The 23285-nt window shown below is 68.4% G+C and carries 24 protein-coding genes and 1 tRNA gene; 15 read left to right on the forward strand and 10 right to left on the reverse strand.

Features of this window, described 5'->3' with window-relative positions; genetic code table 11:
* Positions 1–22 precede the first annotated feature (22 nt).
* A complete protein-coding gene (gene maf, locus INQ48_14650; GenBank protein ID QRF60374.1) occupies positions 23–634 on the forward strand; it encodes a septum formation inhibitor Maf in 612 nt (203 codons plus the stop codon).
* Between the two features lie 25 nt (positions 635–659).
* Positions 660–2186, forward strand: a complete 1527-nt coding sequence (gene rng / locus INQ48_14655) for a ribonuclease G (protein QRF60375.1) — start codon at positions 660–662, stop codon at positions 2184–2186.
* Positions 2187–2199: 13 nt separating this feature from the next.
* On the opposite strand, the gene INQ48_14660 is transcribed toward rng, so the two are convergent.
* From INQ48_14660 to INQ48_14670, 3 genes are all read right to left on the reverse strand, one after another.
* Positions 2200–3534 (reverse strand): MFS transporter, encoded by a 1335-nt coding sequence (locus INQ48_14660; GenBank protein QRF60376.1) that lies wholly within the window; start codon positions 3532–3534, stop codon positions 2200–2202.
* Positions 3535–3628: 94 nt separating this feature from the next.
* Positions 3629–4561 carry a 3-keto-5-aminohexanoate cleavage protein gene (locus INQ48_14665; protein ID QRF60377.1) on the reverse strand — a complete coding sequence of 311 codons (933 nt, stop codon included), beginning with the start codon at positions 4559–4561 and terminating at the stop codon, positions 3629–3631.
* Positions 4562–4601: 40 nt separating this feature from the next.
* Positions 4602–5384, reverse strand: coding sequence for an SDR family oxidoreductase (locus INQ48_14670; GenBank protein QRF60378.1), 783 nt, complete (start codon positions 5382–5384; stop codon positions 4602–4604).
* A 100-nt stretch (positions 5385–5484) separates the two neighbouring features.
* Between INQ48_14670 and INQ48_14675 the strand changes: the two genes are divergently transcribed.
* Entirely contained in the window at positions 5485–6228 is a 744-nt protein-coding gene (locus INQ48_14675) for a GntR family transcriptional regulator (GenBank protein ID QRF60379.1), read from the forward strand.
* Here INQ48_14675 and msbA read toward each other — a convergent pair.
* Positions 6210–8000, reverse strand: a complete 1791-nt coding sequence (msbA, locus tag INQ48_14680; protein ID QRF60380.1) for a lipid A export permease/ATP-binding protein MsbA — start codon at positions 7998–8000, stop codon at positions 6210–6212. The two genes, INQ48_14675 and msbA, sit on opposite strands and share 19 nt — an antisense overlap.
* Before the next feature lie 200 nt (positions 8001–8200).
* Between msbA and tolB the strand changes: the two genes are divergently transcribed.
* From tolB to INQ48_14705, 5 genes are all read left to right on the forward strand, one after another.
* Positions 8201–9526, forward strand: coding sequence for a Tol-Pal system protein TolB (gene tolB / locus INQ48_14685; protein ID QRF60381.1), 1326 nt, complete (start codon positions 8201–8203; stop codon positions 9524–9526).
* A 24-nt stretch (positions 9527–9550) separates the two neighbouring features.
* The gene (gene pal, locus INQ48_14690; GenBank protein ID QRF60382.1) at positions 9551–10075 is read left to right on the forward strand and encodes a peptidoglycan-associated lipoprotein Pal; all 525 of its coding nucleotides are present in this window, start codon (positions 9551–9553) and stop codon (positions 10073–10075) included.
* A complete protein-coding gene (gene ybgF / locus INQ48_14695) occupies positions 10075–10833 on the forward strand; it encodes a tol-pal system protein YbgF (GenBank protein ID QRF60383.1) in 759 nt (252 codons plus the stop codon). Before pal ends, ybgF begins: the two co-directional genes overlap by 1 nt.
* Positions 10834–10942: 109 nt before the next feature.
* Positions 10943–11731 (forward strand): tRNA threonylcarbamoyladenosine dehydratase, encoded by a 789-nt coding sequence (locus INQ48_14700; GenBank protein ID QRF60384.1) that lies wholly within the window; start codon positions 10943–10945, stop codon positions 11729–11731.
* A gap of 83 nt (positions 11732–11814) precedes the next feature.
* Positions 11815–11890, forward strand: a tRNA-Lys gene (locus INQ48_14705).
* A 144-nt stretch (positions 11891–12034) separates the two neighbouring features.
* Here the strand turns inward: INQ48_14705 and INQ48_14710 are convergent.
* From INQ48_14710 to INQ48_14720, 3 genes are all read right to left on the reverse strand, one after another.
* Positions 12035–12739: a hypothetical protein gene (locus INQ48_14710; protein QRF60385.1), complete on the reverse strand. Its 705-nt coding sequence runs from the start codon at positions 12737–12739 to the stop codon at positions 12035–12037.
* Positions 12740–12880: 141 nt separating this feature from the next.
* Positions 12881–13099, reverse strand: coding sequence for a hypothetical protein (locus INQ48_14715; protein ID QRF60386.1), 219 nt, complete (start codon positions 13097–13099; stop codon positions 12881–12883).
* 99 nt (positions 13100–13198) lie between these two features.
* Positions 13199–14137 (reverse strand): alpha/beta hydrolase, encoded by a 939-nt coding sequence (locus INQ48_14720; GenBank protein QRF60387.1) that lies wholly within the window; start codon positions 14135–14137, stop codon positions 13199–13201.
* 180 nt (positions 14138–14317) lie between these two features.
* On the opposite strand from INQ48_14720, the gene INQ48_14725 reads away from it, so the two are divergent.
* Positions 14318–14758, forward strand: a complete 441-nt coding sequence (locus INQ48_14725) for a hypothetical protein (protein ID QRF60388.1) — start codon at positions 14318–14320, stop codon at positions 14756–14758.
* A gap of 18 nt (positions 14759–14776) precedes the next feature.
* On the opposite strand, the gene INQ48_14730 is transcribed toward INQ48_14725, so the two are convergent.
* Positions 14777–14998, reverse strand: a complete 222-nt coding sequence (locus tag INQ48_14730; protein QRF60389.1) for a hypothetical protein — start codon at positions 14996–14998, stop codon at positions 14777–14779.
* An 89-nt stretch (positions 14999–15087) separates the two neighbouring features.
* Positions 15088–16014: a hypothetical protein gene (locus INQ48_14735; protein QRF60390.1), complete on the reverse strand. Its 927-nt coding sequence runs from the start codon at positions 16012–16014 to the stop codon at positions 15088–15090.
* Between the two features lie 183 nt (positions 16015–16197).
* Between INQ48_14735 and INQ48_14740 the strand changes: the two genes are divergently transcribed.
* Positions 16198–17196, forward strand: a complete 999-nt coding sequence (locus INQ48_14740) for an AraC family transcriptional regulator (GenBank protein QRF60391.1) — start codon at positions 16198–16200, stop codon at positions 17194–17196.
* Between the two features lie 9 nt (positions 17197–17205).
* Here the strand turns inward: INQ48_14740 and INQ48_14745 are convergent, their stop codons facing one another.
* Complete coding sequence (locus INQ48_14745) at positions 17206–18348, reverse strand: ABC transporter substrate-binding protein (GenBank protein QRF60734.1); 1143 nt, start codon at positions 18346–18348, stop codon at positions 17206–17208.
* A gap of 285 nt (positions 18349–18633) precedes the next feature.
* On the opposite strand from INQ48_14745, the gene INQ48_14750 reads away from it, so the two are divergent.
* From INQ48_14750 to INQ48_14770, 5 genes are read left to right on the forward strand one after another with little or no spacing between them, the layout of a single operon-like run.
* The gene (locus tag INQ48_14750) at positions 18634–19896 is read left to right on the forward strand and encodes a dienelactone hydrolase family protein (protein QRF60392.1); all 1263 of its coding nucleotides are present in this window, start codon (positions 18634–18636) and stop codon (positions 19894–19896) included.
* Complete coding sequence (locus tag INQ48_14755) at positions 19893–20858, forward strand: oxidoreductase (protein ID QRF60393.1); 966 nt, start codon at positions 19893–19895, stop codon at positions 20856–20858. Before INQ48_14750 ends, INQ48_14755 begins: the two co-directional genes overlap by 4 nt.
* Before the next feature lie 25 nt (positions 20859–20883).
* Entirely contained in the window at positions 20884–22188 is a 1305-nt protein-coding gene (locus INQ48_14760) for a Rieske 2Fe-2S domain-containing protein (GenBank protein ID QRF60394.1), read from the forward strand.
* Complete coding sequence (locus INQ48_14765; GenBank protein ID QRF60395.1) at positions 22185–22688, forward strand: aromatic-ring-hydroxylating dioxygenase subunit beta; 504 nt, start codon at positions 22185–22187, stop codon at positions 22686–22688. The genes INQ48_14760 and INQ48_14765 overlap by 4 nt, the downstream gene beginning before the upstream one ends.
* Positions 22685–23272: a cysteine hydrolase gene (locus INQ48_14770; protein ID QRF60396.1), complete on the forward strand. Its 588-nt coding sequence runs from the start codon at positions 22685–22687 to the stop codon at positions 23270–23272. Before INQ48_14765 ends, INQ48_14770 begins: the two co-directional genes overlap by 4 nt.
* The last annotated feature ends 13 nt before the right edge of the window (positions 23273–23285 follow it).

A 23285-nucleotide genomic window follows, 5' to 3' on the forward strand; every position in this document is an offset into this window, starting at 1 on the left:
TCCGCGCCCAGGAACGACCGCCGTGCCGACCACTCCGACCTTCCTCTATCTCGCCTCGCAGAGCCCGCGCCGCGCCCAGTTGCTCGGCCAGCTCGGCGTGCGCCATGAACTGCTGCTGGCCGCCGACGACGAAGACGCCGAGGCGCTCGAGACCGTGCTGCCCGGCGAATCGCCGACCGCCTACGTGCAGCGCGTGACGGCGCTCAAGCTCGATGCCGCCGTGGCACGCCTGCGTCGCCGCGGCCTGGCCGATGCGCCCGTGCTGTGCGCCGACACCACCGTCGCGCTGGGCCGCACCATCCTCGGCAAGCCCGAGGACGCGCGCGATGCCGAGCGCATGCTCGCGCTGCTGTCGGGCGCCACGCACCGCGTGCTGACGGCCGTGGCGCTGCAGCAGGGCCGCCGCCGGCAGGCCGCGCTGAGCGTGTCGCGCGTGCGCTTCGCGCCCATGAGCCGCGCGCAGATCCGCCGCTACGTCGAAGGTGGCGAGCCGCTGGGCAAGGCCGGCGCCTATGGCATCCAGGGCGCGGCGGCCGCCTTCGTCGAGCACATCAGCGGCTCCTATTCGGGCATCATGGGCCTCCCCATGTTCGAGACCGCGCATCTGCTGCGGCGCGCCGGTTTCCCCATTTGAGACAACCGAGACAACCGAGAACTCCATGCAAGACATCCTGATCAACTGGTCCCCGCAGGAGACCCGCGTGGCGGTGGTCGAGCACGGCGCGGTGCAGGAGCTGCACGTCGAGCGCACGCTCGAGCGCGGACTGGTCGGCAACATCTACCTGGGCAAGGTCTCGCGCGTGCTGCCGGGCATGCAGTCGGCCTTCATCGACATCGGCCTCGAACGCACCGCCTTCCTGCATGTCGCCGATATCGTGGCGCCGTTCACGCCGGGCTCGCGGCCCAGCGCCGCGCCGGCCGAACGCGACCACCGCAACGGCGGCACCATGGTGCCGATCGAGAAGCAGGTGTTCGAGGGCCAGTCGCTGCTGGTGCAGGTCATCAAGGATCCGATCGGCACCAAGGGCGCGCGGCTGTCGACGCAGATCAGCATCGCGGGACGGCTGCTCGTGTTCCTGCCGCAGGACAACCACATCGGCGTGTCGCAGAAGATCCCGGCCGATCTGCGCGATGCGCTGCGCTCGCGCATGCTCGCGCTGATCGAGGCCGCCGCGGCCGCCGACAGTGGCGGCGTGGTGCCCGAGAACACCGGCGGCTTCATCCTGCGCACCAACGGCGAGGACTCGACCGACGCCGAGCTCGCCGACGACATCGCCTACCTGCGCAAGACCTGGTCGCGCATCCGCGAGGCCTCGACGCGGCTGCCGCCGATGTCGCTGCTGCACCAGGACCTGAGCCTCTTGCAGCGGGTGCTGCGCGACCTCACCACCGAGGACACGCAGACCATCCGCATCGATTCGCGCGAGCAGTTCGAGCTGTTGCTGAAGTTCGGCCTCGAGTTCATGCCCAAGGCGTCCGGCAAGCTGCAGCACTACCGCGGCGAGCGGCCGATCTTCGACCTCTATTCGGTCGACGAGGAGATCGCGCGCGCGCTCGGGCGCCGGGTCGATCTCAAGTCGGGCGGCTACCTCGTGGTCGACCAGACCGAGGCGCTGACCACCATCGACGTGAACACCGGCGGCTTCGTCGGCGCGCGCAACTTCGACGACACCATCTTCAAGACCAACCTCGAGGCGGCGCAGGCCATCGCGCGCCAGTTGCGGCTGCGCAACCTGGGCGGGATCATCATCGTCGACTTCATCGACATGGCGCGCGACGACCATCGCGAGCAGGTGCTCGGCGAGTTCCGCAAGCAGCTCGCGCGCGACCGCGTGAAGACCACGGCCGGCGGCTTCTCGCAGCTCGGCCTGGTCGAGATGACGCGCAAGCGCACGCGCGAATCGCTGGCCCACATGCTGTGCGAGCCCTGCGTGGCCTGCGGCGGCCAGGGCATCGTGAAGACCGCGCGCAGCGTGGCCTACGACGTGATGCGCGAGATCCTGCGCGAGGCGCGGCAGTTCACGCCGCGCGAATTCCGCATCGTCTCGTCGCCGCAGGTAATCGAGCTGTTCCTCGACGAGGAGAGCCAGCACCTGGCCGGGCTCAGCGATTTCATCGGCAAGCCGATCTCGCTGCAGGCCGAGCCGGCGATCGGGCAGGCGCAGTACGACATCGTGCTGCTCTGAGTCCCCTGGTCCTTCAACGCCGCGATTCGCGGCCCTGACGCATCCCGATGCTGGCGAGCGCCGCCAGCACCAGCAGCACGGCCATGGCGAGCAGGCCGTTGGTCGTGCGGCCCGTGCTCTGCTCGATCCATCCCATCACCGACGGCCCGATGAAGCCGCCCACGAGGCCGCAGGTGTTGACCAGCGCCAGCCCGCCCGCGAGCGCCGCGCCGGCCAGGCGCGAGGAAGCGAACAGGAAGATCACCGACTGCACCACGAAGAACATCGAGCCCGTGAGGCAGAAACCCGCGAGCGCGATGGCCGGGCTCGCGAAGGCCGCGATGCACAGCCCCACGGCCATGGCGGCCAGCCCGATCAGCAGCAGCAGACGCCCGCGTTGCGGTGTGACCGCGAGCCGCGGCAGCGCGATCGCGCCGACCGCGGCGGCGACCCAGGGCAGCGAGTTGAGCGCGCCGATGTGCAGCGGCGTGAGCTTGCCGTAGGTCCCGATGATGCTCGGCAGGAAGAAGATCACCGTGTAGATGCTGATCTGGTGGCAGAAGTAGACGAAGATCGCGAGCCAGATCTGCTTGTCGACCAGGCAGGCACGGAACGATTCGCCGACCTGGCCATGGGCCGCGTCCTCGGCGCGTTCGTCGGCCAGGCCTTGCTCGATGGTGCGCGCCTGCGCCGGCGTGAGCCAGCGGGCATCGGCCGGGCCGTCGGGCAGCTTGCGCCAGACCACGAAGGCCAGCGCCACGGCCGGCAGCCCCTCGATCACGAACATCCATTGCCAGCCGTGCCAGCCCAGCAGGCCGTCCATCTGCAGCAGCGCGCCGCCGACCGGGCCGCTGAGGATGTTGGCGATGCACACGCCGAGCAGGAAATAGCCGGTGGCGCGCGCCCGGTCCTTGCGGCCGAACCAGTAGTTCAGGTAGAGCATCACGCCCGGGAACAGGCCGGCCTCGGCCGCGCCGAGCAGCACGCGCATCACGTAGAACGAGGTCTCGCCGGTGACGAAGGCCATGCCGGCCGACAGCAGGCCCCAGGTGATCATGATGCGCGCGATCCACCAGCGCGCGCCCACGCGGTGCATCACCAGGTTGCTCGGAACCTCGAGCAGCGCGTAGCTCAGGAAGAACAGGCCCGCGCCCAGGCCGTAGGCCGCGGCCGAGATGCCGATGTCGACCGCCATGTGGTTCTTGGCGAGCGCGATGTTCGTGCGGTCGATGAAGCTGATCACGTAGGCCAGCACCAGCAGCGGCATCAGCTTGCGGAAGATCAGCGCATTGAGCGAGGCCTGCTCGTCGGTGGTGGCCGTGTCGGCCGCGGGCCCGAGACGGGCGCCGGGGATGGAGGTGTGTGCCATCGGTGTCTCTCTCTCTGAAGTCTTGTTCTGATGAAGGAATGCAGCGGCGCGCCGTGCGAGGCGGCGGCGCTGCGGGCGATGGTGAGGCGAGGACTTAGAAGTCGACCTTGGCCGCGCCTTTGAGGCCGAGGATCTCGCGCGCCTCGTCGGGTGTCGCGATGTCGATGTTCAGTGCCTCGAGCACGGCGCGGATGCGCAGCACCTGCTCGGCGCTCGAGGCGGCGAGCCGGCCCGGGCCGATCCACAGCGAGTCCTCGAGCCCGACGCGCACGTGCGAACCCATGGCCGCGCCGATGGTGGCCAGCGGCAGCTGGTTGCGGCCGGTGCCGAGGATCGACCACTGGAAGCGGTCGCCGAACAGGCGCGCCGCCGTACGGTGCATGTGCATCAGGTCCTCGGGATCGGCGCCGATGCCGCCGAGGATGCCGAACACCGTCTGCACGAAAACTGGCGCGCGCACCAGCCCGCGGTCCATGAAGTGGCGCAGGTTGTTGAGGTGGCTGACGTCGTAGCACTCGAACTCGAAGCGCGTGCCGTTGGCCTCGCCCAGGCGCAGGATGTTCTCGATGTCGGCGAAGGTGTTCTTGAAGATCAGGTTGCGGCTGTTCTCGAGATGCTCGCGTTCCCAGTCGTGCTCGAAGGACTTGAAGCGCTCGAGCATCGGGAACAGGCCGAAATTCATCGAGCCCATGTTGAGCGAGGCCAGCTCGGGCTTGAAGGTGGTGGCCGGGCGCATGCGTTCCTCCACGCTCATGTGCGGACTGCCGCCGGTGGTGATGTTGATCACGGCGTCGGTGGCGGCCTTGATCTTCGAGAGGAAGGGGCGGAACAGGTCCGGGTCCTGCGAGGGGCGGCCGTCCTTCGGATCGCGCGCGTGCAGGTGCAGGATCGCGGCGCCGGCGCGGGCGGCCTCGATCGAGGCGGCGGCGATCTCGTCGGCCGTCACCGGCAGGTGCGGCGACATGCTCGGCGTGTGGATCGCGCCGGTGGGGGCGCAGGTGATGATGGCTTTGGTGCGGGTGGCCATGAATACGGTCCGTTTGAAACTGGGAAGGGGAAGAGGGCGCTCAGCTCAGCGCCTGGGTGTGGCCGTCGACCACGAGCTCCTGGCCGGTGACGCTCGCGGCCAGGTCGCTGGCGGCGAACAGCACCATGTTCGCGATGTCGCCGGCCGTCACCATGCGGTTGAGCGCGGACTGCGAGGTGTAGCTGCGCGTGACATCCTCGATGGGCTTGCCGAGTGCCTGGGCCTTGGCGGCGATCACGGCGCGGATGCGTGGCCCGTCGACCGCGCCCGGCAGGATCGCATTGACGCGGATACCGTCGGGGCCGAGTTCGAGCGCGAGCGTCTTGGTGAAACCGATCACGGCCCATTTGGAGGCCGCGTAGGGCGAGCGGCCCGGCATGCCGAGGTGGCCGGCGGCCGAGGACAGGTTGACGATCGAGGGATTGCGGCCCTGGCGCAACCTCGGCACGGCGAGCCGGGCGCAAAGGAATTGGCCTGTGATGTTGACGGCCAGGGTTCGGTTCCAGTCGTCGAGCGAGAGGGTCTCGACGCCGCCGGTCGGGCCGGCCACGCCGGCGTTGTTGACCAGCACGTCGAGGCCGCCGAGCTTGCGGTCCGCGGCTTCGAACAGCCGGGCCACCTGTTCCTCGCTCGAGACGTCGGCGAGGCAGCTGCCGACCTCGGGCAGCTCGGTCGACAGCCGGTCCAGGCTCTCGGCCTGCACGTCGCAGACGAAGACACGGGCGCCGGCCGCGGCGAAGGCGCGCACGATGTCCAGTCCGATGCCGCTGGCGCCGGCGGTGACGAGCACGCGCTTGCCGGCGAGGGAATTGCCGTTCCACATTCTGAATAGCTCCTTGGGGTGTGACAGGGAATGGTCGGCATCGTAGATCTGTGATCACAGATATCGCATAGGGTATACCCCAAAACGTATACTCCTCGGCATGGAGCTCGCCGACCTCGTCACCCCGCTCAAGCGCCAGACGCTCAGCGCCAACGTTTACGACCAGTTGCGCGACCTGGTGATGAGCGGGCAGATGATGCCGGGCGAGCAGATCTCGCTGCGCAGCGCCGCCGCGGCGCTCGGCGTGAGCGTGATGCCGGTGCGCGAGGCGATGCAGCGGCTGGTGGCCGAGCAGGCGCTCGAGTTGACGCCCAGCCGCACCCTGCGCGTGCCGCGCATGACGCCCGCGCAGTTCAAGGAGATCACGGTGATCCGCACCAATCTCGAGGGGTTGGCGACCGAGGCCGCGGCCGCGGCGGTCGGCACGGTGGCGCTGCGCGAGATCGCCGAGCGCCACGATGCCTTCGTCGCCGAGATGAAGGCTACGAGTCCCGATGGCTCGAGGCTGGTCACCTTTAACAAGGAATTCCACTTCGCGGTCTATGCCGCGGCCGACATGCCGATGCTGCTGCAGATGATCGAGGCGCTGTGGCTGCGCATCGGGCCGATCCTCAACTACGACCTGCGCGCCGGCTCGCGCCGCGTGGGCGAGAAGGTGGCGGTGTCGCACCATGCGGCCTTGCTCGCGGCGCTCAAGCGGCGCGATGGTGCCAAGGCGCGGGCCGCGCTCGAGGGCGACATCCGCAGTGCGGCCGAGTTCATCCTCTCGGCGGGTGTGCTCGTGGCGGAGGGCGCCTCAGCGCCGGCGCCGGCCGGCGGCCGGGATCAGAGCGTCGGATCCTGACCCGCGGCCGCGCTGCGCACCGCATTGGTCTGCAGCCGCGCATAGAGGCCGTCGAGCGCCATCAGCTGCGCGTGCGAACCCTGCTCGGCCACGCGGCCCTGTTCCATCACGATGATGCGGTCGGCATGCTGGATGGTCGACAGGCGGTGCGCCACGATCAGCGTGGTGCGGTTCTGCATCAGGCGCTGCAGGGCGTCCTGCACCAGGCGTTCCGATTCGGTGTCGAGCGCCGAGGTGGCCTCGTCGAGCAGCAGCACCGGTGCATCCTTGTAGAGCGCGCGCGCGATCGCGAGGCGCTGGCGCTGGCCGCCCGAAAGCTGCGTGGCGTTGTGGCCCAGCACGGTGTCGATGCCGTGGGGCAGGCCCTCGACGTGGCTGCTGAGGTTGGCGGCCGCGATGCAGGCCAGCACGCGGTCGCGGTCGATCTCGGCGCCGGCGCCGAGCGCCACGTTGGCCGCGAGGGTGTCGTTGAGCATCACCACGTCCTGGCTCACCATCGCGAACTGCGAGCGCAGGCTCTTGAGCTCCCATTCCGAGATGTCGTGGCCGTCGAGCAGAACCTGCCCGCCGCTGGGCAGCACGAAGCGCGGCAGCAGGTTCATCAGCGTGGTCTTGCCCGAGCCCGAGGGGCCGACGAAGGCCACGTTCTGGCCCGGCTCGATCACGATGCTCACCCCGTCGAGGGCGGGACGCTCGTCGTCGCCGCGGTAGTTCACGCGCGTGTCGCGGAACTCGATGCGGCCCTGCGCATGCGCCATGCCGAAGCTGCCCTGCGGCTCGGTCGGTACCTCGTCGACCAGCGCCAGGCCGCGCTCGAGCGCCGCCAGGCCGCGCGTGATGGGGCCGGCCACTTCGGCGAGGCGCCGGATCGGCGCGATCAGCATCAGCATCGCCGTGATGTAGGCGACGAAACCGCCGACGGTGAAGCCCTGCTTGCCGCTCTGCCAGAGCGCGATCATCACCACCACCGACAGCGCCAGCGAGGCCATCATCTGCGTGAGCGGCGTGGTCGCGGCCTGGGCGATGGTGGACTTCACGGCCAGCCGGTTGAGCTTCTGGCTCAGCTGCTCGAAGCGCCTGGCCTGGGCCGTCTCGGCACCGTGCAGGCGCACCATGCGGTGGGCGAGCACGTTCTCTTCCACCACGTAGGCCAGCTCGTCGGTGGCCTGCTGCCCCTGCTGCGTCAGCTTGTAGAGGCGCTTGGAGAACACCTTCATGATCCAGGAGATGCTCGGCACCAGGAAGGCCACGATCAGCGTGAGCTTCCAGTTCAGGTAGACCAGGTAGCCCAGCAGCGCCACCAGCGTGAAGCCGTCGCGCGACAGCCCCAGCAGCGCCTGCACCAGCAGCATCGCGCCGGTCTGCACTTCATAGACCACGGTGTTCGACAGCGTGCTGGCCGACTGGCGCGCGAACAGCGCGAGCTCGGCGCCCAGCAGCCGGTCGAACAGCACCTTGCGCAGCCGTTGCATGCCTTCGTTGGCGATGCGCGAGAGCGCGTACTGCGAGATGAACTGGGCGATGCCGCGCACCGCGAACAGCAGCAGCACGGCGGCCGGCACGAACCACAGCGGCATCTCGCCGCGCGTGAAGCCGCGGTCGAGCAAGGGCTTGAGGAGGGCCGCCATCAGCGGCTCGGTGATGGCGGCGAGCATCGCGCCGCTCAGTCCCAGCGCCCACCACTGGCGCGAACCGCCGAACCAGGTCATGAGCCGCGCCAGCCGGCGCATCAGGGGAGGGCGTGTGGCTTCGCTGCCGGGGGGTGTCTGCATGGCGGCGGATTCTACGGGGCGGGTCGGAACACCCTTTCAGCGCCCCGGGCCCGGTGCCGCGGCGTTTTCCGGAAGCATTTTGTATGTAGGACCTGGCGCCGCATGGAACGTTTTGCCATGGCGCCATCAAAGCAATGTGTACCATGTGGCCCCGTTACAAGGGGAGAAACTTTTTCAACCCGAGATCTCTCCGAAACCGCATGAACAAGCCGTTGCAAGCCCTCTCTCCAACTCCTTCTTCATCGCTTTTGGGTCGCCGCACGGTCATCGCGGCCCTGGCTGCCTCCCCCGTCCTGCCCGCACTCGCCCAGTTCAAGGTCGAGGTGTCGGGCGTGGGGTTGACCCAGTTGCCCATTGCGCTCGTGCCATTCCGCGGCCAGGATTCCTCGCCGCAGAAGATCTCCGAGATCGTCCAGGCCGACCTCGAACGCAGCGGCCAGTTCCGCGGCGTCGATGCCTCGGGCCAGGCGCTCGACGAGGGCTCGCGTCCTGATTTCTCGGTCTGGCGCCAGCGCACCGCCGACTCGCTCGTGGTCGGCAGCGTCACGCGCTTGGCCGATGGCCGCTACGACGTGCGCTTCCGTCTCTGGGACGTGGTGCGCGGACCGAACGGCGGCGATCTCGGTGGCCAGAGCTACATCGTTCCGCAGGGCGACCTGCGGCTCGCGTCGCACCGCATCGCCGACTACGTCTACGAGAAGCTCACGGGCGACAAGGGCATCTTCTCGACCCGCATCGCCTACGTCACGAAGGGCGGCAGCCGCTACTCGCTGTGGGTGGCCGACGCCGACGGCGAGAACGCGCAGGCCGCGCTCGCCAGCCCCGAGCCGATCATCTCGCCGGTCTGGTCGTCCAACGGCCAGCAGTTGGCCTATGTGTCCTTCGAGTCGCGCAAGCCCGTCGTCTACGTGCACAACGTGGCCAGCGGCCAGCGCCGGCTGGTCGCCAACTTCCGCGGCTCCAACAGCGCGCCGGCCTGGGCGCCCGACGGCAGCACGCTGGCCGTCACGCTGAGCCGCGACGGCGGCTCGCAGCTCTACACCATCCCGGCCAGCGGCGGCGAGCCGCGCCGGCTGACCCAGAGCGCGAGCATCGACACCGAACCGGTCTATTCGGCCGACGGCAGCACCATCTACTTCGTGAGCGACCGCGGCGGCGCGCCGCAGATCTACAAGATGGGTGCCAATGGCGGCAACCCGACGCGGGTCACCTTCAGCGGTACCTACAACATTTCTCCTTCCGTCAGCGCCGACGGCCGGTGGTTGGCCTACATCTCCCGAGTGGGTGGGGCGTTCAAACTCCATGTGATGGAGTTGGCCTCCGGCAACGTCACCGCCATCACCGACACCTCGGCGGACGAGAGTCCGAGTTTTGCCCCCAATAGCAAGCTGATCGTCTACGCCACGCAACTGCAAGGTCGCGAAGCCCTCATGACGACCACGCTGGACGGAAAAATAAAGGCACGGCTGGCGGGTCAGGCAGGAGACATCAGGGAACCGGACTGGGGTCCGTTTCAAAAGCAATGATTAGGTTTATCTGAGGAGTTCGAAATGTTGAAACGTACGATTTATTCGCTGGCCATCGTGGCGCTGATCGCTGGCTGCTCGTCGGGCACCAAGCTCAACGACACGCCCGTGACCGACCGCTCCGGCAGCATGGGTGGCGCCGGCAACCAGGGCGCGGCCACGGCCGTGGCGCCGGTCACGATCGATCCCAATGCCGGCACCGCTCAGGGTCCGATGGGCGTCGAGCGCATCGTGTATTTCGACTACGACAGCTACACGGTCAAGCCCGAGTTCCAGTCGGTGATCGACGGCCATGCCCGTTTCCTCAAGGCCAACCCGCAGCGCCGAGTCTCGATCGAAGGCCACACCGACGATCGCGGCGGCCGCGAGTACAACCTGGCGCTGGGCCAGAAGCGTTCGGAAGCCGTGCGCCGTGCGCTCACGCTGCTGGGCGTGAACGACAGCCAGATCGAAGCCGTGAGCTTCGGCAAGGAAAAGCCCGCCGTGACCGGCGCGGGTGAAGAAGTCTGGGCGCAGAACCGTCGCGCCGAAATCCGCTACACCCGGTGATGCGTCCCGCCCAAAGCGCTCTATGGCGTGGCGCGGCTCTCGCGGCCGCGCTGTTGTGCGCCTCGGCCGGATCGCAGGCCGCGCTGTTCGAGGATGACGAGGCCCGCAAGGCCATCCTCGACCTGCGCCAGCGCGTGGAGGCCGTGCGCCAGCAGACCGATCAGCGTCTGACCGACGAAAACGGTCAGTTGCGGCGCAGCCTGCTCGACCTGCAGACGCAGATCGAGCAGATGCGCGGCGATCTGGCGCGCATGACCGGCCAGAACGAGCAGCTCACGCGGGCCGTGAGCGAGCTGCAGTCCAAGCAGACCACCATCGACGACCGTCTCAAGCAGAACGAACCGTCGAAGGTCACGGTCGATGGCCGCGAGTTCAATGCCGATCCGCGCGAGAAGGCCGACTTCGAAGCCGCGCTCGGCGTGTTCCGCGCCGGCCAGTTCGCGCAGGCCCAGACCGCCTTCGCCGAGTTCGTCAAGCGCTACCCGCAAAGCGGCTACAACGCCTCGGCCCTGTTCTGGCTCGGCAACGCCCAGTACGCTACGCGCAACTACAACGAGGCCATTGCCAACTTCCGTTCGATGCTCTCGCTCGCGCCCGACCACGCCAAGGCCCCCGAGGCCGTGCTGTCGATCGCGAACTGCCAGATCGAACTGAAGGACACGCGCGCCGCGCGCCGCACGCTGGAAGACCTGACCAAGGCCTACCCGCAATCGGAAGCCGCGCAGGCCGGCCGCGAGCGTCTCTCGCGCCTGCGCTAGTGCCGGCGGAGCCTTCCGCTTGAGCATCGTTCACGAGCCCGTCTCCACGATCGAACCGGCGACTGCCCCCGAGGCAGCCGCCGGTTTTGCCGCGTCTGGCGACGATGCCATGGCACCCGATTTCGCACGCCGCTTCGGCGGCCTCGAGCGCCTGTACGGCGTGAGCGGTGCCGCGCGCATCCGCAACGCGCATGTGCTCGTCGTGGGCATCGGCGGCGTCGGGTCGTGGGCCGTCGAGGCGCTGGCGCGCAGCGGGGTGGGGCGCCTCACGCTGATCGATCTCGACCACGTGTCCGAATCGAACATCAATCGCCAGATCCACGCGCTCGACAGCACCGTGGGCCAGGCCAAGGTCGAAGCCATGCGCGAGCGCATCGCGCAGATCAATGCCGAGTGCCGCGTGCTGCCGATCGACGAGTTCGTCGAGCCCGACAACTGGCCCGCGCTGCTCGAAGCAGCACAAGCCGCCAACGGCCCCGTGCATGCCGTCATCGATGCCTGCGATCAGGTGAAGGCCAAGCTCGCGATGGCCGCCTGGGCCCGCGGCGTCGCGCGCGGCACCGACTTCATCACCGTCGGCGCCGCGGGCGGCAAGCGGCTCGCGCACAAGGTCGACATCGACGACCTCTCGCAGGTCACGCACGACCCGCTGCTCGCGCAACTGCGGCAGCGCCTGCGCAAGTCGCACGGCGCGCCGCGCGAAGGCCGCAAGATCGGCGTCACGTGTGTCTTCAGCCGCGAGAGCGTGGCCCCGCCCGATGCGTCGTGCGCCATCGAGAGCGGCGACGGTTCGCTCAACTGCCACGGCTACGGATCGGTGGTCAGCGTGACCGCGACCTTCGGCCAGTGCGCGGCCGGGTGGGTTCTCGATCGGGTGGCTGCAAATACCACGCTATAATCTTTGGCTTTGCCGCGTTTGACAGCGGCGAAGCACCAAGAAAAACAAGAACGAGGAAGTCCCTGCGAAGGGAAGCCGAATTCGGGACGTTAGCTCAGTTGGTAGAGCAGCGGACTTTTAATCCGTTGGTCACTGGTTCGAATCCAGTACGTCCTACCAGAAGCAGATCCATCGATCTTCGAATGGGTCCGACAGCCTCAAGTGAAATCTTCACTTGGGGCATTTTTTTGCCCACGTGCGCTTGCTCGTTTCCACCGCGCAGGACAAAAGCATTCCAGCGGGACGTGCGATCTGCGACGCGACCTATGCCCAGGAGCGCCTCGCTTCACGCACCCTCGCTTCGTTGTTCTTCGCGACCCAGCGCGCCACCTTGGCGGAGACGTTGTGTCCATCCACGATGAACATTTCCTGTGGGTCACCGAACCAATGGCGACCCGCTGGAATGTTCTGGACATCGAGGCGAGGTTGAAACGCGATGCCCTCGAACCTGCTCCGATCGGCCACCACCAGCGCTTGTTCGCTGGACGACCTCATCGCGACTTCGGCGCCCAGCGCCTTCGAGCGGGTGACGCTCATTCTTCCGTGGCCTTCCAGAAAGACCTGGAGCCTGTTCATGTCGCTCGGGTCGGACTCCCGTCCCTCCAATACCGTACACGTCGTCGGTCGCAGGGTCTGAATCCAGGAGAGCAATCCGTCAGTCGTCTTGATGCCGCATTCAAGCCGTCTTTTGACTTCCGACAGATTCTCCAGAGACCAATCCAACTCGTCGATATCGCTGTCATAACGCCTGCGAGATCTCTTGAACATGATCTCCAATGGAGCGTTCGAACTCAGTTCTCCCGAGGGGTAGTGAAAAGCGCCGGCCCATCCCGTACTGGCGTTGTGCCCTGCAATCAACGCACACGACCACAGGTCCGAAGTCGTCACACGCAACTCACCTGTTTTCTTCGCCGGGTCGTATCCGGGAGCCAGAATGCCCTGACCCATTTCGATGAAGAACGATGCCATTCATTCGCTCCAGTTGGCTGCAAAGCGTGCAGCAGGAGCTGCGGCCGGTCGCTGTCATTCTCAGAAAGGCGGCCGACATGGGCAACTACCGGAATCCGCGGGCAGGCGGGATGCGGTGCGTTCGAGAGGCAGGTCGCCGCGCTAACTCTTCCGCGGCCAGAGCACATCCTTCCCCGCCGGCGTCAACTGATAGGCAAACCGCCGCGCAGGTCTCGTCTGAATCCGCACCGAAGGCGTATCGACCGGCACGATCAGCCCCGCCGTCTGCAGCGCCTCGAGGTGATGCCCTTCGACCTCGGGCCACGCGCCCGCGCTGACCCTTGCAAGGCAGGCGGTGACCAGCGTCTTGTTCTCGAGCATCGATGACTCCTTTTTTCGCAGGCCAGCGATTCTGTGCCTGCGGTGGAGTTCGATCTCTCCTCCGTTGGGAGGAGAGCTAGCACGCGAAGCAGCGCCCGGCTATTCGATGAATCGCGCCGCGATGTCCTCGAGCGAAGGCAGATCCATCTGCGTGTGTCCGCCCGCGTAGCCTTTCAGACTCAACTTCAGACCCTTGTAGTTGCGGCTCGAGATCTTGTCGTGCATCGCGGTGATCGTCGGGCCGCCAGTGTTGTTGAGGGCGTAGGCGAGCAGCAGCGTGACGGGAACGTCGCGCGTGGCGGCGTCGGCATACATCTGCTTCTCGAGCTGATCGACCTGCGCGGCGACGGGTCCGTTGAAGGGCGCTTCGGAAGAGAAGAAGTACTGGAAGGTGAATTGCCCCGAGCCCTCCATGAAGAAGGCGCTCGCGACGAAGATGCCGCCGTTCGACAGGCCCGAGAGCATGCGCCTGGCCGGGTTGGCGCGGTAGTTCGATTCGACGTAGGGCACGAGCTCGCGCGTGACGAAGGTGTGATACGCGGTGGAGCCCGGCGGCAGGTAGTCGGTGTTGCGGTGCGCGGTGCCGCCGATGCCGACGACGATGGCCTTCTTGCCCTGGCGTTCGAGGATGTCCACGAAATTCTTGAAGCGCGACACGCCGAGGTTGAAGCTCGCATCGCCATCCGTCAGGTACATCGCGGGGTAGCTCGCGTTCCCGCCATCGTAGGCGGCGGGCAGGTAGATCTGGATCGGATAGGTGTCGCCGTTCGCGTTGGACTTGAGCGTGGCGTTGATCACTCGGCTGGTGCTGGAGGGCGGCGGCGGGGGCGGCGGTTCACCGGCCACCGGCGGAAGCAGCGGCAACCCACCGCCGCCGCCTCCACCGCCACCACCGCCGCAGGCGGCGAGGCCGAGCACGAATGCGGCGGCCAGGGCCCATGTGAATCGGCGGAACATCCGATGAAGCTGCATGCTGAATCTCCTCGTGGTGCGGATGCGCGGCGCATCCTGCTTGTTCTCGCGGATGCGGGATGGCATCGCGCGGCCCATGGCTTGCGCATGGGTGGAGAGCGATTGGGTCAGAAGACGTCGTCGAATGGAAGTTACGAAGATCGTCGTAGTCACAGCGAGAGGCGATCGGCGCGGGCGCACGAAGAGCGGGGGATTGGCCGCGCGCTACAGTGGTCGACCTCCGGAACCACACAGCAGGGACGAACCATGACCACCCGAAGAAGCCGCCCCGCCTGCCTGCTGCTGGCACTGGCGGCCTGCTGCACGGCCGCTTCGGCCGCCACCATCGTCTGCACGCCGGGGCCCACCGCGGGCAATGCGCCGTTCAACGCGGTGCGCAGGATCGCGATCGACGAGTTCTCGCGCACGGTCAACCTCGACGTGGTGCGATCGAAGACGCGCGAGACCGAGACGCTGGGGAAGATGCGCGCCGACCTGGTCGGTATGGACGAGTCGCCGGGCGAGCCGGTCTACGTCTTCAATTCGATCCCTACCTCCGAGGTCGAGACCACCACGCTGTTCAAGCTGTTCAAGGCCGGTGAATGGCGGCTGACCAGCGCCACGCTGAGCTTCATGGGCAAGGTGCCCGTGCTGCGCAATGCGGACGGGGGCACGGTGTTCAACTGCAAGCGCTCGAGCCTGGGCTGAGCGAACGAGGGGCCGGGCTCAGGGCTGGGTGCGCGCCTTGATGAACTGGCCGCCGCGCAGCCGCACGCGTTCGATGGCCGCTTCGAGCGAGGGCTGACGCATCACGACGAGGTCGCCCTTGGGAATGCCGCGCCAGGTGATCCGGGCCACGCCCGAATAGCTGCCGCGCGCCGTTTCCTTGCAGAAGAACGAGCCGTTCCAGCCATCCTGGAGGTCGACGGAGATGTGAGCTGATTGCATGGGTGGCGAGCGTAGGCACGAGAGGCCTGCGAAGCCAGGAAATAGTACCTTGGTTCTCGTTTTATTGCCACCGGTCTCCGTGGGCCCCTTCAATTGAAGTCGGTCATGAAATACCAGATCGGCTCCAGCTTCGCTCCCGGCGCCGGCCGGTGGAGGTAGATGTCGTAGACGATCGTCCGGGGCTGCGGCCCCCGCTTGTACGCGATGCGCACCACGCCTTCGTCGACGCTGGCCGGGTCGGTGCGCCTGAGCCGAACCAGCTTGCCGTCGCCGCGGATCTCGAGGGCGTGGTGCTCGAGCGGCGCGACGGTGCCGGTGCCCTTGTCGACGAAGCGCACCCATTCGCCATCCCGCTCCCGTGCCTCGCTGGCCGACAGGTAGATGGTCGGATAGAGCAGCCGCTGGGCCTTGGCCAGCGCGCCGATGAAGGCCTCGCCCTTCCTGTTCCCGATGTCGTCGATCAGCCGGCGATAGACCTCGACCGCCTCGGCCTCGAGCTTCGGATCGGCTGCATCGAGCGGCACGCTGCGTTCCCAGCCGGCCAGGCCGTAGGGCACCTGGGCCTCGAACTGCACGGTCTGGCTGAAGCCCTTCGGGTCGGTGAACAGCGCCTGCCGGCCGTCGCGCAACGGAGGCAATTCGTAGAGCGTGGTGCTGCGCGGCGGCTCGGTCTTGCTGCGCACGACCAGTTCCACCTTGAGGTCGTCCGTGTCGGGCAAGCGCTCCTGCCCGGCCGCGGGCAGGAGGAGGATCGTGAGCTTCTGCGGACCGCTGCGCAGGATCGCCGGGTTGAGCGGCATGCCGATCGAGCCGATGCGTCGGGTGGGCAGGACCGAGATCGGCAGGTCGTTGACGTCCACGCGGAACGCCAGCTTCTCGGTCGACACCCTCAGGTCGTAGAGAGGCTGCTGCGCCTCTTTCCTCGAGGTGCCCGGATCGCCGGGCGCCTGCGCCGCGGCCGGCATGGCAGCCTGTAGCAACGCCGCGAGCATCAGGACGGCGGTGGACTTCCTCATTCGGCGATCTCCCTGCATATGAACGGGCGGCCATTATGCGAACGGGCCACTCGGGCAGGCTTCTTGCACGGCACCAGGGCCGCCCGCACCCCGGGCAACCGCCATGGCGGCTGGCGCCGATTGCCCGTAGATTGGTGCGCACAACAAGCGTCCGATTCCCACCTTGAAATCGCAGGAGTGTCCGTGGAAGCATGGTCGAGCCAGCAACTCTCGCCGCTGTACGGGCGCGAGGTCTTCCGTTCCCGCGCGGCGGACGAAACCCATGCGCGCATCGCCTGCGAGCTGAAGCCGCACCGCAGCGTCTGGCATCGCGGCGACGTCGATGCGATCTTCTGCCGCGCCGAACTCAGCGCACTCTCGCTGTGCATCCTGCGCTACGGCTGCGACGTGGACATCGAACCCGATGCGCTCGGCAACTTCGTGCTGGTGCAGATGCCGTTGCGCGGCCACGCTGACATCCACCATGCCGGCGGCAGCCTGCAGATCCATCCGGGGCAGGGCGCGGTGATCTCGGCCCACAGGCCGGTGCGGCTGCGCTGGCATGCCGACTGCGAACAGCTGATGCTCAAGATCGAGCTGAGCCGGCTGCAGGAGGTGGCGCGCCATGCCTTCCCGCTGCGTGGTGCCGATGCGGTGGGCGAGATCGACTTCGAGATGCCGTTCCGGCTCGACGACACGGCGGGCACGCAATGGCGCCGCATGGTGGCGAGCCTCGCGTCGCTGCTGCCGGCGGCGGGCGATGCCGGCTACGACGCGCGCTGGCTCTCGCACTGCGAGGACAACCTGATGCTCTACCTGCTGTGCCACCGGCCGAACTCGGTGCGCGAGCGGCACGACGAGGCGCGGCACGGCTCGGAGGCCGCGAGCCTGCGCCAGCTGCGGCGCGCCGAGGAGTTCATGCACCAGCGGCTCGACACCCCGCTGTCGCTCGAGGAGGTGGCGCGCGCCGCCGGCCTCACGCGCCGCGGGCTGGCGCTGCTGTTCCGGCGCTACCGCGAGCTCTCGCCCGGCGAGGTGCTGCGCAACATGCGGCTCGACGCCGCGCATGCGCAGCTCGCGCGCCACGACGGCGCCAGCGTGACCGAGGTGGCGCTCAACTGCGGCTTCTCGCACCTGAGCCGCTTCGCGGCCTGCTACCGCGAGCGCTTCGGCCACCTGCCGCGCGAGACCGCGCGGCATTGAGGCACCCAATCAGGACGGCTTCATCGCGCACTGCGCCGCGGTCGTGTCCTGGTAGTTCGTCAGCACGGTGCCGATCACCTTGTTGGCGATGCGGCCGCTGCCGTCCTTGGCGATCACGCGCAGGTAGTAGTTCTGCACCGGGAAGTTGTTGGCGCCATAGCGGAAGTCGCCGCGCACCGACTTGTAGTTGGCGGCCTTGATCGCCTTCAGCAGCGCGGGCTTGTCGGCCACCTTGCCGCCGACGTCGCGCACCGCCGCGTCCATCGCCATCAGCACGTCGTAGGCCTGGCCCGCGTAGAACGAGGGGTTGCGGCCGTTGTTCTGCTGCCGGAACGCGGCCACGAAGCGCTGGTTGGCCGGGTTGTCGAGGTCGAAGGACCAGTGCGCGGTATTGAACAGCCCGAGCATCGGCTCGCCGACCGCGGGGATCATGTCCTCGTCGGCCGAGAAGGCGGTGGAGATCAGCGCCACGTCCTTCGACAGGCCCGCGCCCACGAACTGCTTGATGAAGGCCACGCCCATCGCGCCCGGCAGGAAGAAGTAGAGCGCATCGGGCTTCGAGGCGCGGATCTGCGCGAGCTCGGCCGAGTAGTCGAGCTGGCCCAGCTTGGTGTAGAGCTCGTCGCCCGTGCCGCCCTTGTAGGTGCGCTTGAAGCCGGTGATGGCGTCCTTGCCGCCCGGGTAGCTGGGCGCGATCAGCGCCACCTTCTTGAAGCCCTTGTCGCCCGCGAACTTGCCGGCCGCCTCGTGATAAGCATCGTTGGGGTACGAGGCGCCGAAGAAATAGGGGTTGCAGCGCGCGCCCGAGAGGTCGCTCGGCCCGGTGTTGCTCGACAGGTAGGGCACCTTGGCCGCGAACAGCGGCGGCGCCACCGCCAGCGCCACCGACGAGCCGACCGGTCCGGTGAACAGATCGATCTTGTCGCGCATCAGCATGCGCTCGACCACCTGGCGCGCGGTCTCGGGGTTGCCCGCGGTGTCGGCCTCGACGAACTCGACCGGCACGCCGCCGAGCTTGCCGCCCAGCTGCTTGATCGCGACCGCGAAGCCGGCCTTCGACTCGGCGCCGCCGACCGCGAAGGGCCCCGACAGGTCCATCGCGATGCCGACCTTGACGGTCTGCGCCTCGGCGCGCGGCGACAGGGCCAGCAGGGCGGAGAAGGCGGCGAGGGCAAGGACCGAAGGGACGGTCGCCGTGCGCGGGCGGCTGAGCGGCATCGAGAAACTCCTCTGGCGATGGATACGCCGAACGTGGGTGGGAAGCGGGTGGCTGAAAGAGACCGGCGAACGGTCGCAGCCCGCAGTCTGGCAGCGCCGCGCGCCGCGGCTATCCGTTTCGTGCAGCGCGGCCTGCTGCACGAAATGGACAGACAGCCGCCACGCCTCGTCTCCAGAATCGCCGCCATCCCGATCCACCCCTTCGAGAGAGACACCCCGATGAGCCACTACATCGACATCCCGGCCGGCGACGGCGCGCAGAGCTTTCGCGGCTACCTGGCCCTGCCGGCCTCGGGCCGCGGCCCCGGCATCGTGCTGTGCCAGGAGATCTTCGGCATCAACGACTACGTGCGCGAGGTGGCCGACCTCTATGCCGAGGAAGGCTACGTGGTGCTCGCGCCCGACCTGTTCTGGCGCATGGAACCCGGCGTCGAGCTGGGCTACTCGCCCGAGGACTGGCAGCGCGCCTTCGGCTTCTTCCAGCAGTTCGACATCGAGGCCGGCATCGCCGACGTGACCGCCAGCGTGCAGGCGCTGCGCGCGCACCCGGCCTGCACCGGCAAGGTCGGCGCGCTGGGCTTCTGCCTTGGCGGCAAGCTGGCCTACCTCGCGGCCGCGCATTCGGGCGTGGACGCGGCGGTCGGCTACTACGGCGTCGGCATCGAGGGCGCGCTCGAGCTGGTGCCGAAGATCGCATGCCCGATCGCGCTGCACTTCGCCGAGCTCGACAAGTTCTGCCCGCCCGAGGCGCGCGCCCAGGTGCTCGAGGCCTTCACGGGCCGGCCCGGCGCGCAGATGTACGTCTACCCCGGCGTCGACCATGCCTTCGCGCGCACCGGCGGCGACCACTTCGACAAGCCCTCGACGTTGATGGCGCACCAGCGTTCCATGGCGCTGTTCAAGGAGGCGATCGGTCCGGTCTACGACCTGTCGGCGCTGTGGGACAAGCACTGCGAGTACGAGTTCGCCACGCGCGACGTGGTCGCCACCATGGGCACCATGGTCGCCGAGCCCTACGTCAACCACATCCCCACCATGACCGGCGGCGTGGGCGCGAAGGAGCTGTCGCGCTTCTACAAGCACCACTTCATTCCCACCACGCCGCCCGATACCCGGCTCACGCCGATCTCGCGCACCGTGGGCGCCACGCAGATCGTCGACGAGATGCTGTTCTGCTTCACCCACACGGTCGAGATCGACTGGATGCTGCCGGGCATCGCGCCCACGGGCCGGCCGGTGGAGATCCCGCTGGTGGCGATCGTCAAGTTCCGCGGCGACAAGCTCTATCACGAGCACATCTACTGGGACCAGGCCAGCGTGCTCGCGCAGATCGGTCTGCTCGATGCAACGGGCCTGCCGGTGGCCGGCGTCGAGACCGCGCGCAAGCTGGTCGACGAGCAATTGCCCTCGAACACGCTGATGCCGCGCTGGGCCAAGTCCACCGCGCTGACCATCGCCGACCCGGCGCTGCCGCTCGGATGAACCCCGCGCCTTCCATGCTCGAGCTGGTGGTGGCCTCGGCCAGCGCGCTCACGCCGGCCATCAAGGCCTTCGTGCTGCGCAGCGCGAACGGCGAGGCGCTGCCCGCGTTCGCGCCCGGCGCGCACCTGGGCGTGCAGGTGATGCAGTCCAACGGGCAGGCCGGCCAGCGTGCGTACTCGCTGGCGCAACCCCATGGCGCGCCGGACCGCTACGAGATCGCCGTGCTGCACGAGCCCGATGGCGCGGGCGGCTCGGCCTGGATGCATGGCCTGGCCGAGGGCGCGCGCGTGCTCGCGCAGGCCCCGCGCAACGACTTCGCGCTGCGCCAGGGCGAGGCCGCGCCGCTGCTGATCGCGGGCGGCATCGGCATCACGCCGCTCCTGTGCATGGCGCGCGCGCTCGCGGCCGAGGGCCGCTCCTTCGAGTTCCACTACGCCACGCGCAGCCCCGAGGCCACCGCCTACCTCGACGAGGTGCGCGCGCTCGGCGGCCGCGTGGTGCACGACGGCGGCGATCCCGCGCGCGGCCTCGACCTGCGCGCGCTGCTGGCCGCGCCGGTGCCCGGGCGTCATCTGCATGTCTGCGGCCCGCGCGGCCTGGTGCAGGCCGTGGTCGACACCGCGCGCGCCCAGGGCTGGAGCGACGACCACGTGCACTTCGAACTGTTCGCGGGCGCGCTCGCGCAGTCCGGCGATGCCGCCTTCGAGGTGCGCACCTTGCGCTCGGGCCACGTGCTGACGGTGCCGCCGGGCCGGAGCCTGCTCGACGTGCTGATCGCCGCGGGGCTCGACCCGCTCTACGATTGCCGCCAGGGCGACTGCGGCGTGTGCGCCGTCGACGTCGTCGAGGGCGTGCCCGACCACCGCGACCACAACCTGAGCCCGCGCGAGAAAGCCGACGGGCGCACCATCTGCACCTGCGTGTCGCGCGCCAGGACGCCGCAGCTGGTGCTCGACATCTGATCCCACGATTCCAGGAGACCCATCCATGACCATCGACCTGCAGTCCCTCGTGCAGCCCGACCGCGTCCACAAGCGCGTCTACACCGACCCCGCGATCTTCGAGCTCGAGATGGACCGCGTGTTTGGCCAGGCCTGGCTCTACGTCGGCCACGAGAGCCAGGTGCCCAAGCCCGGCGACTACTTCACCACCCGGCTCGGCCGCGAGCCCGTGGTGATGGTGCGCCACACCGACGGCCAGATCCACGTGATGTTCAACCGCTGCCCGCACAAGGGCGCCAAGATCGTGCCCGACGGCAGCGGCAGCGCCGGCAAGTTCCTGCGCTGCCTCTATCACGGCTGGACCTTCAAGTGCGACGGCAGCCTGCTGTCGGTGCCGCTGCGCAGCGGCTACGAGGACACGGGGCTCGACCTCAAGGACCCGCAGTACGGCGTGCGCAACGTGGCGCGCGTCGCCACGCACCGCGGCTTCGTGTTCGCGAGCCTGTCGAAGGAAGGCCCCGAGCTCAAGGAGTTCCTCGGCGGCGTCGCCACCTCGCTCGACAACTTCTGCGACCGCGCGCCCGAGGGCGAGGTCGAGGTGGCCGGCGGCGTGCAGCGCGTGATCCAGCGCAACAACTGGAAGATCTTCTTCGAGAACCTGCACGACACCATCCACGCGGTGGCCACGCACGAGTCGTCGTGGCGCGCGGCCAAGGAGGAGTTCGAGGCCATGCCGGCCGGCACGCAAAAACCCTTCGAGGTGGTGATCGTCGACGGCAACGGCGAGCCGCTCGAGTTCTGGGAGAAGCTCGAGCTCAAGGGCTACGACAACGGCCACGGCTTCATGGAAGGCATCTTCGTGCCGCCGACCGACCCGGTGAGCCTGGCCTACGTGGCCGCGCTCGAGGCGGCGCAGGGCGCCGAGCGCGCCGACCAGATCCTGCGCGTGAACCGCCACAACACCATCGTCTACCCGAGCTGCTCGCCCCACACCTCGTTCCAGCAGATCCGCGTGATCCGGCCGCTGTCGGTCGACCGCACGCTGGTCGAGATCTTCAGCTTCCGGCTCAAGGGCGCGCCCGAGGCCACCTTCCAGCGCACGCTCAAGTACACGAACATCGTCAACTCGCCCTCGTCGAACGTGATGCCCGACGACCTCGAGGCCTACAACCGGGTGCAGGAGGGCCTGGGTTCGAACGGCGGCGACTGGGTCAGCATGCACCGCGCCGTGGGACGCGACCAGCCGCTGCCCGGCGGGCGCGCCTCCAACGGCAACAGCGAGATGCCCGCGCGCAACATGTTCGGCGCCTGGGCCAAGTACATGGGCGTGGACACCGGGAGCGCCGCATGAACTTCCTCGACTGGAACGAACAGCAGGAGATCACGCAGTTCCTGCATCACGAGGCGCGGCTGCTCGACGAGCACCGCTGGGACGAATGGCAGCGCCTGTTCACGCCCGACGGCCTGTACTGGGTGCCGCTGGTGCACGGCCAGGCCGACCACCTCAACCATGCCTCGCTGTTCTGCGAGGACGCGCTGCTGCGCTCGATGCGCGCGCGCCGGCTCGAGCAGGCGCGCGCCTATTCGCAGCAGCCGCCCACGCGCACGGTGCACGTGGTGGGCAACATCGGCATCGAGGCGCGCGAGGAGGGCACAGAGGGCAAGGGGGCCGGCTGCACCGTGCGCTCCACCTTCGTGCTGCTCGAATGGCGCAAGACCGAGCAGCGCATGTTCGGCGGCAGCGTGCTGCACACGCTGCGCCGCCACGAGGGCGAACTGCGCATCCATCTCAAGCGCGTCGAGCTGGTCAATTGCGACGCCGCGCACGAAGCGTTGCAGGTGTTCGTGTGAAGGCCGCGCTGCTCGCGATGCACTACCAGAACGACGTGCTGCACGCCGACGGCAAGGTGCGCGTGGGTGTCGCGGCCGACGATCCGGCGCGCCCGCGGCTGATCGCCTCGGCCGGCCGGCTGATCGCGGGTGCGCGCGCCGCCGGCGTGCCGGTGATCTTCGTGCGCATCGCCTTCGCGCCCGGCTACGTCGACTGCCTCGACAACTGCACGCTGTTCCGCCGGGTCGCGCAGAGCGGCGCGGTGCAGGAGGGCAGCTGGGGTGCCGAGTTCTACGACGAGCTCGCGCCGCTGCCGGGCGAGGCCGTGGTCACGCACAAGCGCAACAACCCCTTCTGGGCCAGCGGGCTCGAGCAGGCGGTGCGCGCCACCGGCGCCGACCGGCTCTACGTGGCGGGCATCGCGACCAACCACGTGGTCGAGCACGGCGCGCGCCATGCGAGCGACCTGGGCTACGACGTGGCGGTGGTGGCCGATGCCTGCAACACGGCGCAGCCGCACCTGCATGCCGCGAGCCTGGAGAATCTGTCGATGCTCGCGCAGGTGATCGGCGTCGAGGACGCGCTCGCCCAGATGGGCCCCTGAACCGATGAAGGAC

It is taken from the genome of Variovorax paradoxus, assembly GCA_016806145.1.
Taxonomy (GTDB): domain Bacteria; phylum Pseudomonadota; class Gammaproteobacteria; order Burkholderiales; family Burkholderiaceae_C; genus Variovorax.

Bases quoted from the DNA above. Each gene is read 5' to 3' on its own strand.
- rng (QRF60375.1), top strand. From the start codon at position 660: ATGCAAGACATCCTGATCAACTGGTCCCCGCAGGAGACCCGCGTGGCG.
- INQ48_14660 (QRF60376.1), bottom strand. From the start codon at position 3,534: ATGGCACACACCTCCATCCCCGGCGCCCGTCTCGGGCCCGCGGCCGAC.
- INQ48_14665 (QRF60377.1), bottom strand. From the start codon at position 4,561: ATGGCCACCCGCACCAAAGCCATCATCACCTGCGCCCCCACCGGCGCG.
- INQ48_14670 (QRF60378.1), bottom strand. From the start codon at position 5,384: ATGTGGAACGGCAATTCCCTCGCCGGCAAGCGCGTGCTCGTCACCGCC.
- INQ48_14675 (QRF60379.1), top strand. From the start codon at position 5,485: ATGGAGCTCGCCGACCTCGTCACCCCGCTCAAGCGCCAGACGCTCAGC.
- msbA (QRF60380.1), bottom strand. From the start codon at position 8,000: ATGCAGACACCCCCCGGCAGCGAAGCCACACGCCCTCCCCTGATGCGC.
- tolB (QRF60381.1), top strand. From the start codon at position 8,201: ATGAACAAGCCGTTGCAAGCCCTCTCTCCAACTCCTTCTTCATCGCTT.
- pal (QRF60382.1), top strand. From the start codon at position 9,551: ATGTTGAAACGTACGATTTATTCGCTGGCCATCGTGGCGCTGATCGCT.
- ybgF (QRF60383.1), top strand. From the start codon at position 10,075: ATGCGTCCCGCCCAAAGCGCTCTATGGCGTGGCGCGGCTCTCGCGGCC.
- INQ48_14700 (QRF60384.1), top strand. From the start codon at position 10,943: ATGGCACCCGATTTCGCACGCCGCTTCGGCGGCCTCGAGCGCCTGTAC.
- INQ48_14710 (QRF60385.1), bottom strand. From the start codon at position 12,739: ATGGCATCGTTCTTCATCGAAATGGGTCAGGGCATTCTGGCTCCCGGA.
- INQ48_14715 (QRF60386.1), bottom strand. From the start codon at position 13,099: ATGCTCGAGAACAAGACGCTGGTCACCGCCTGCCTTGCAAGGGTCAGC.
- INQ48_14720 (QRF60387.1), bottom strand. From the start codon at position 14,137: ATGCCATCCCGCATCCGCGAGAACAAGCAGGATGCGCCGCGCATCCGC.
- INQ48_14725 (QRF60388.1), top strand. From the start codon at position 14,318: ATGACCACCCGAAGAAGCCGCCCCGCCTGCCTGCTGCTGGCACTGGCG.
- INQ48_14730 (QRF60389.1), bottom strand. From the start codon at position 14,998: ATGCAATCAGCTCACATCTCCGTCGACCTCCAGGATGGCTGGAACGGC.
- INQ48_14735 (QRF60390.1), bottom strand. From the start codon at position 16,014: ATGAGGAAGTCCACCGCCGTCCTGATGCTCGCGGCGTTGCTACAGGCT.
- INQ48_14750 (QRF60392.1), top strand. From the start codon at position 18,634: ATGAGCCACTACATCGACATCCCGGCCGGCGACGGCGCGCAGAGCTTT.
- INQ48_14755 (QRF60393.1), top strand. From the start codon at position 19,893: ATGAACCCCGCGCCTTCCATGCTCGAGCTGGTGGTGGCCTCGGCCAGC.
- INQ48_14760 (QRF60394.1), top strand. From the start codon at position 20,884: ATGACCATCGACCTGCAGTCCCTCGTGCAGCCCGACCGCGTCCACAAG.
- INQ48_14765 (QRF60395.1), top strand. From the start codon at position 22,185: ATGAACTTCCTCGACTGGAACGAACAGCAGGAGATCACGCAGTTCCTG.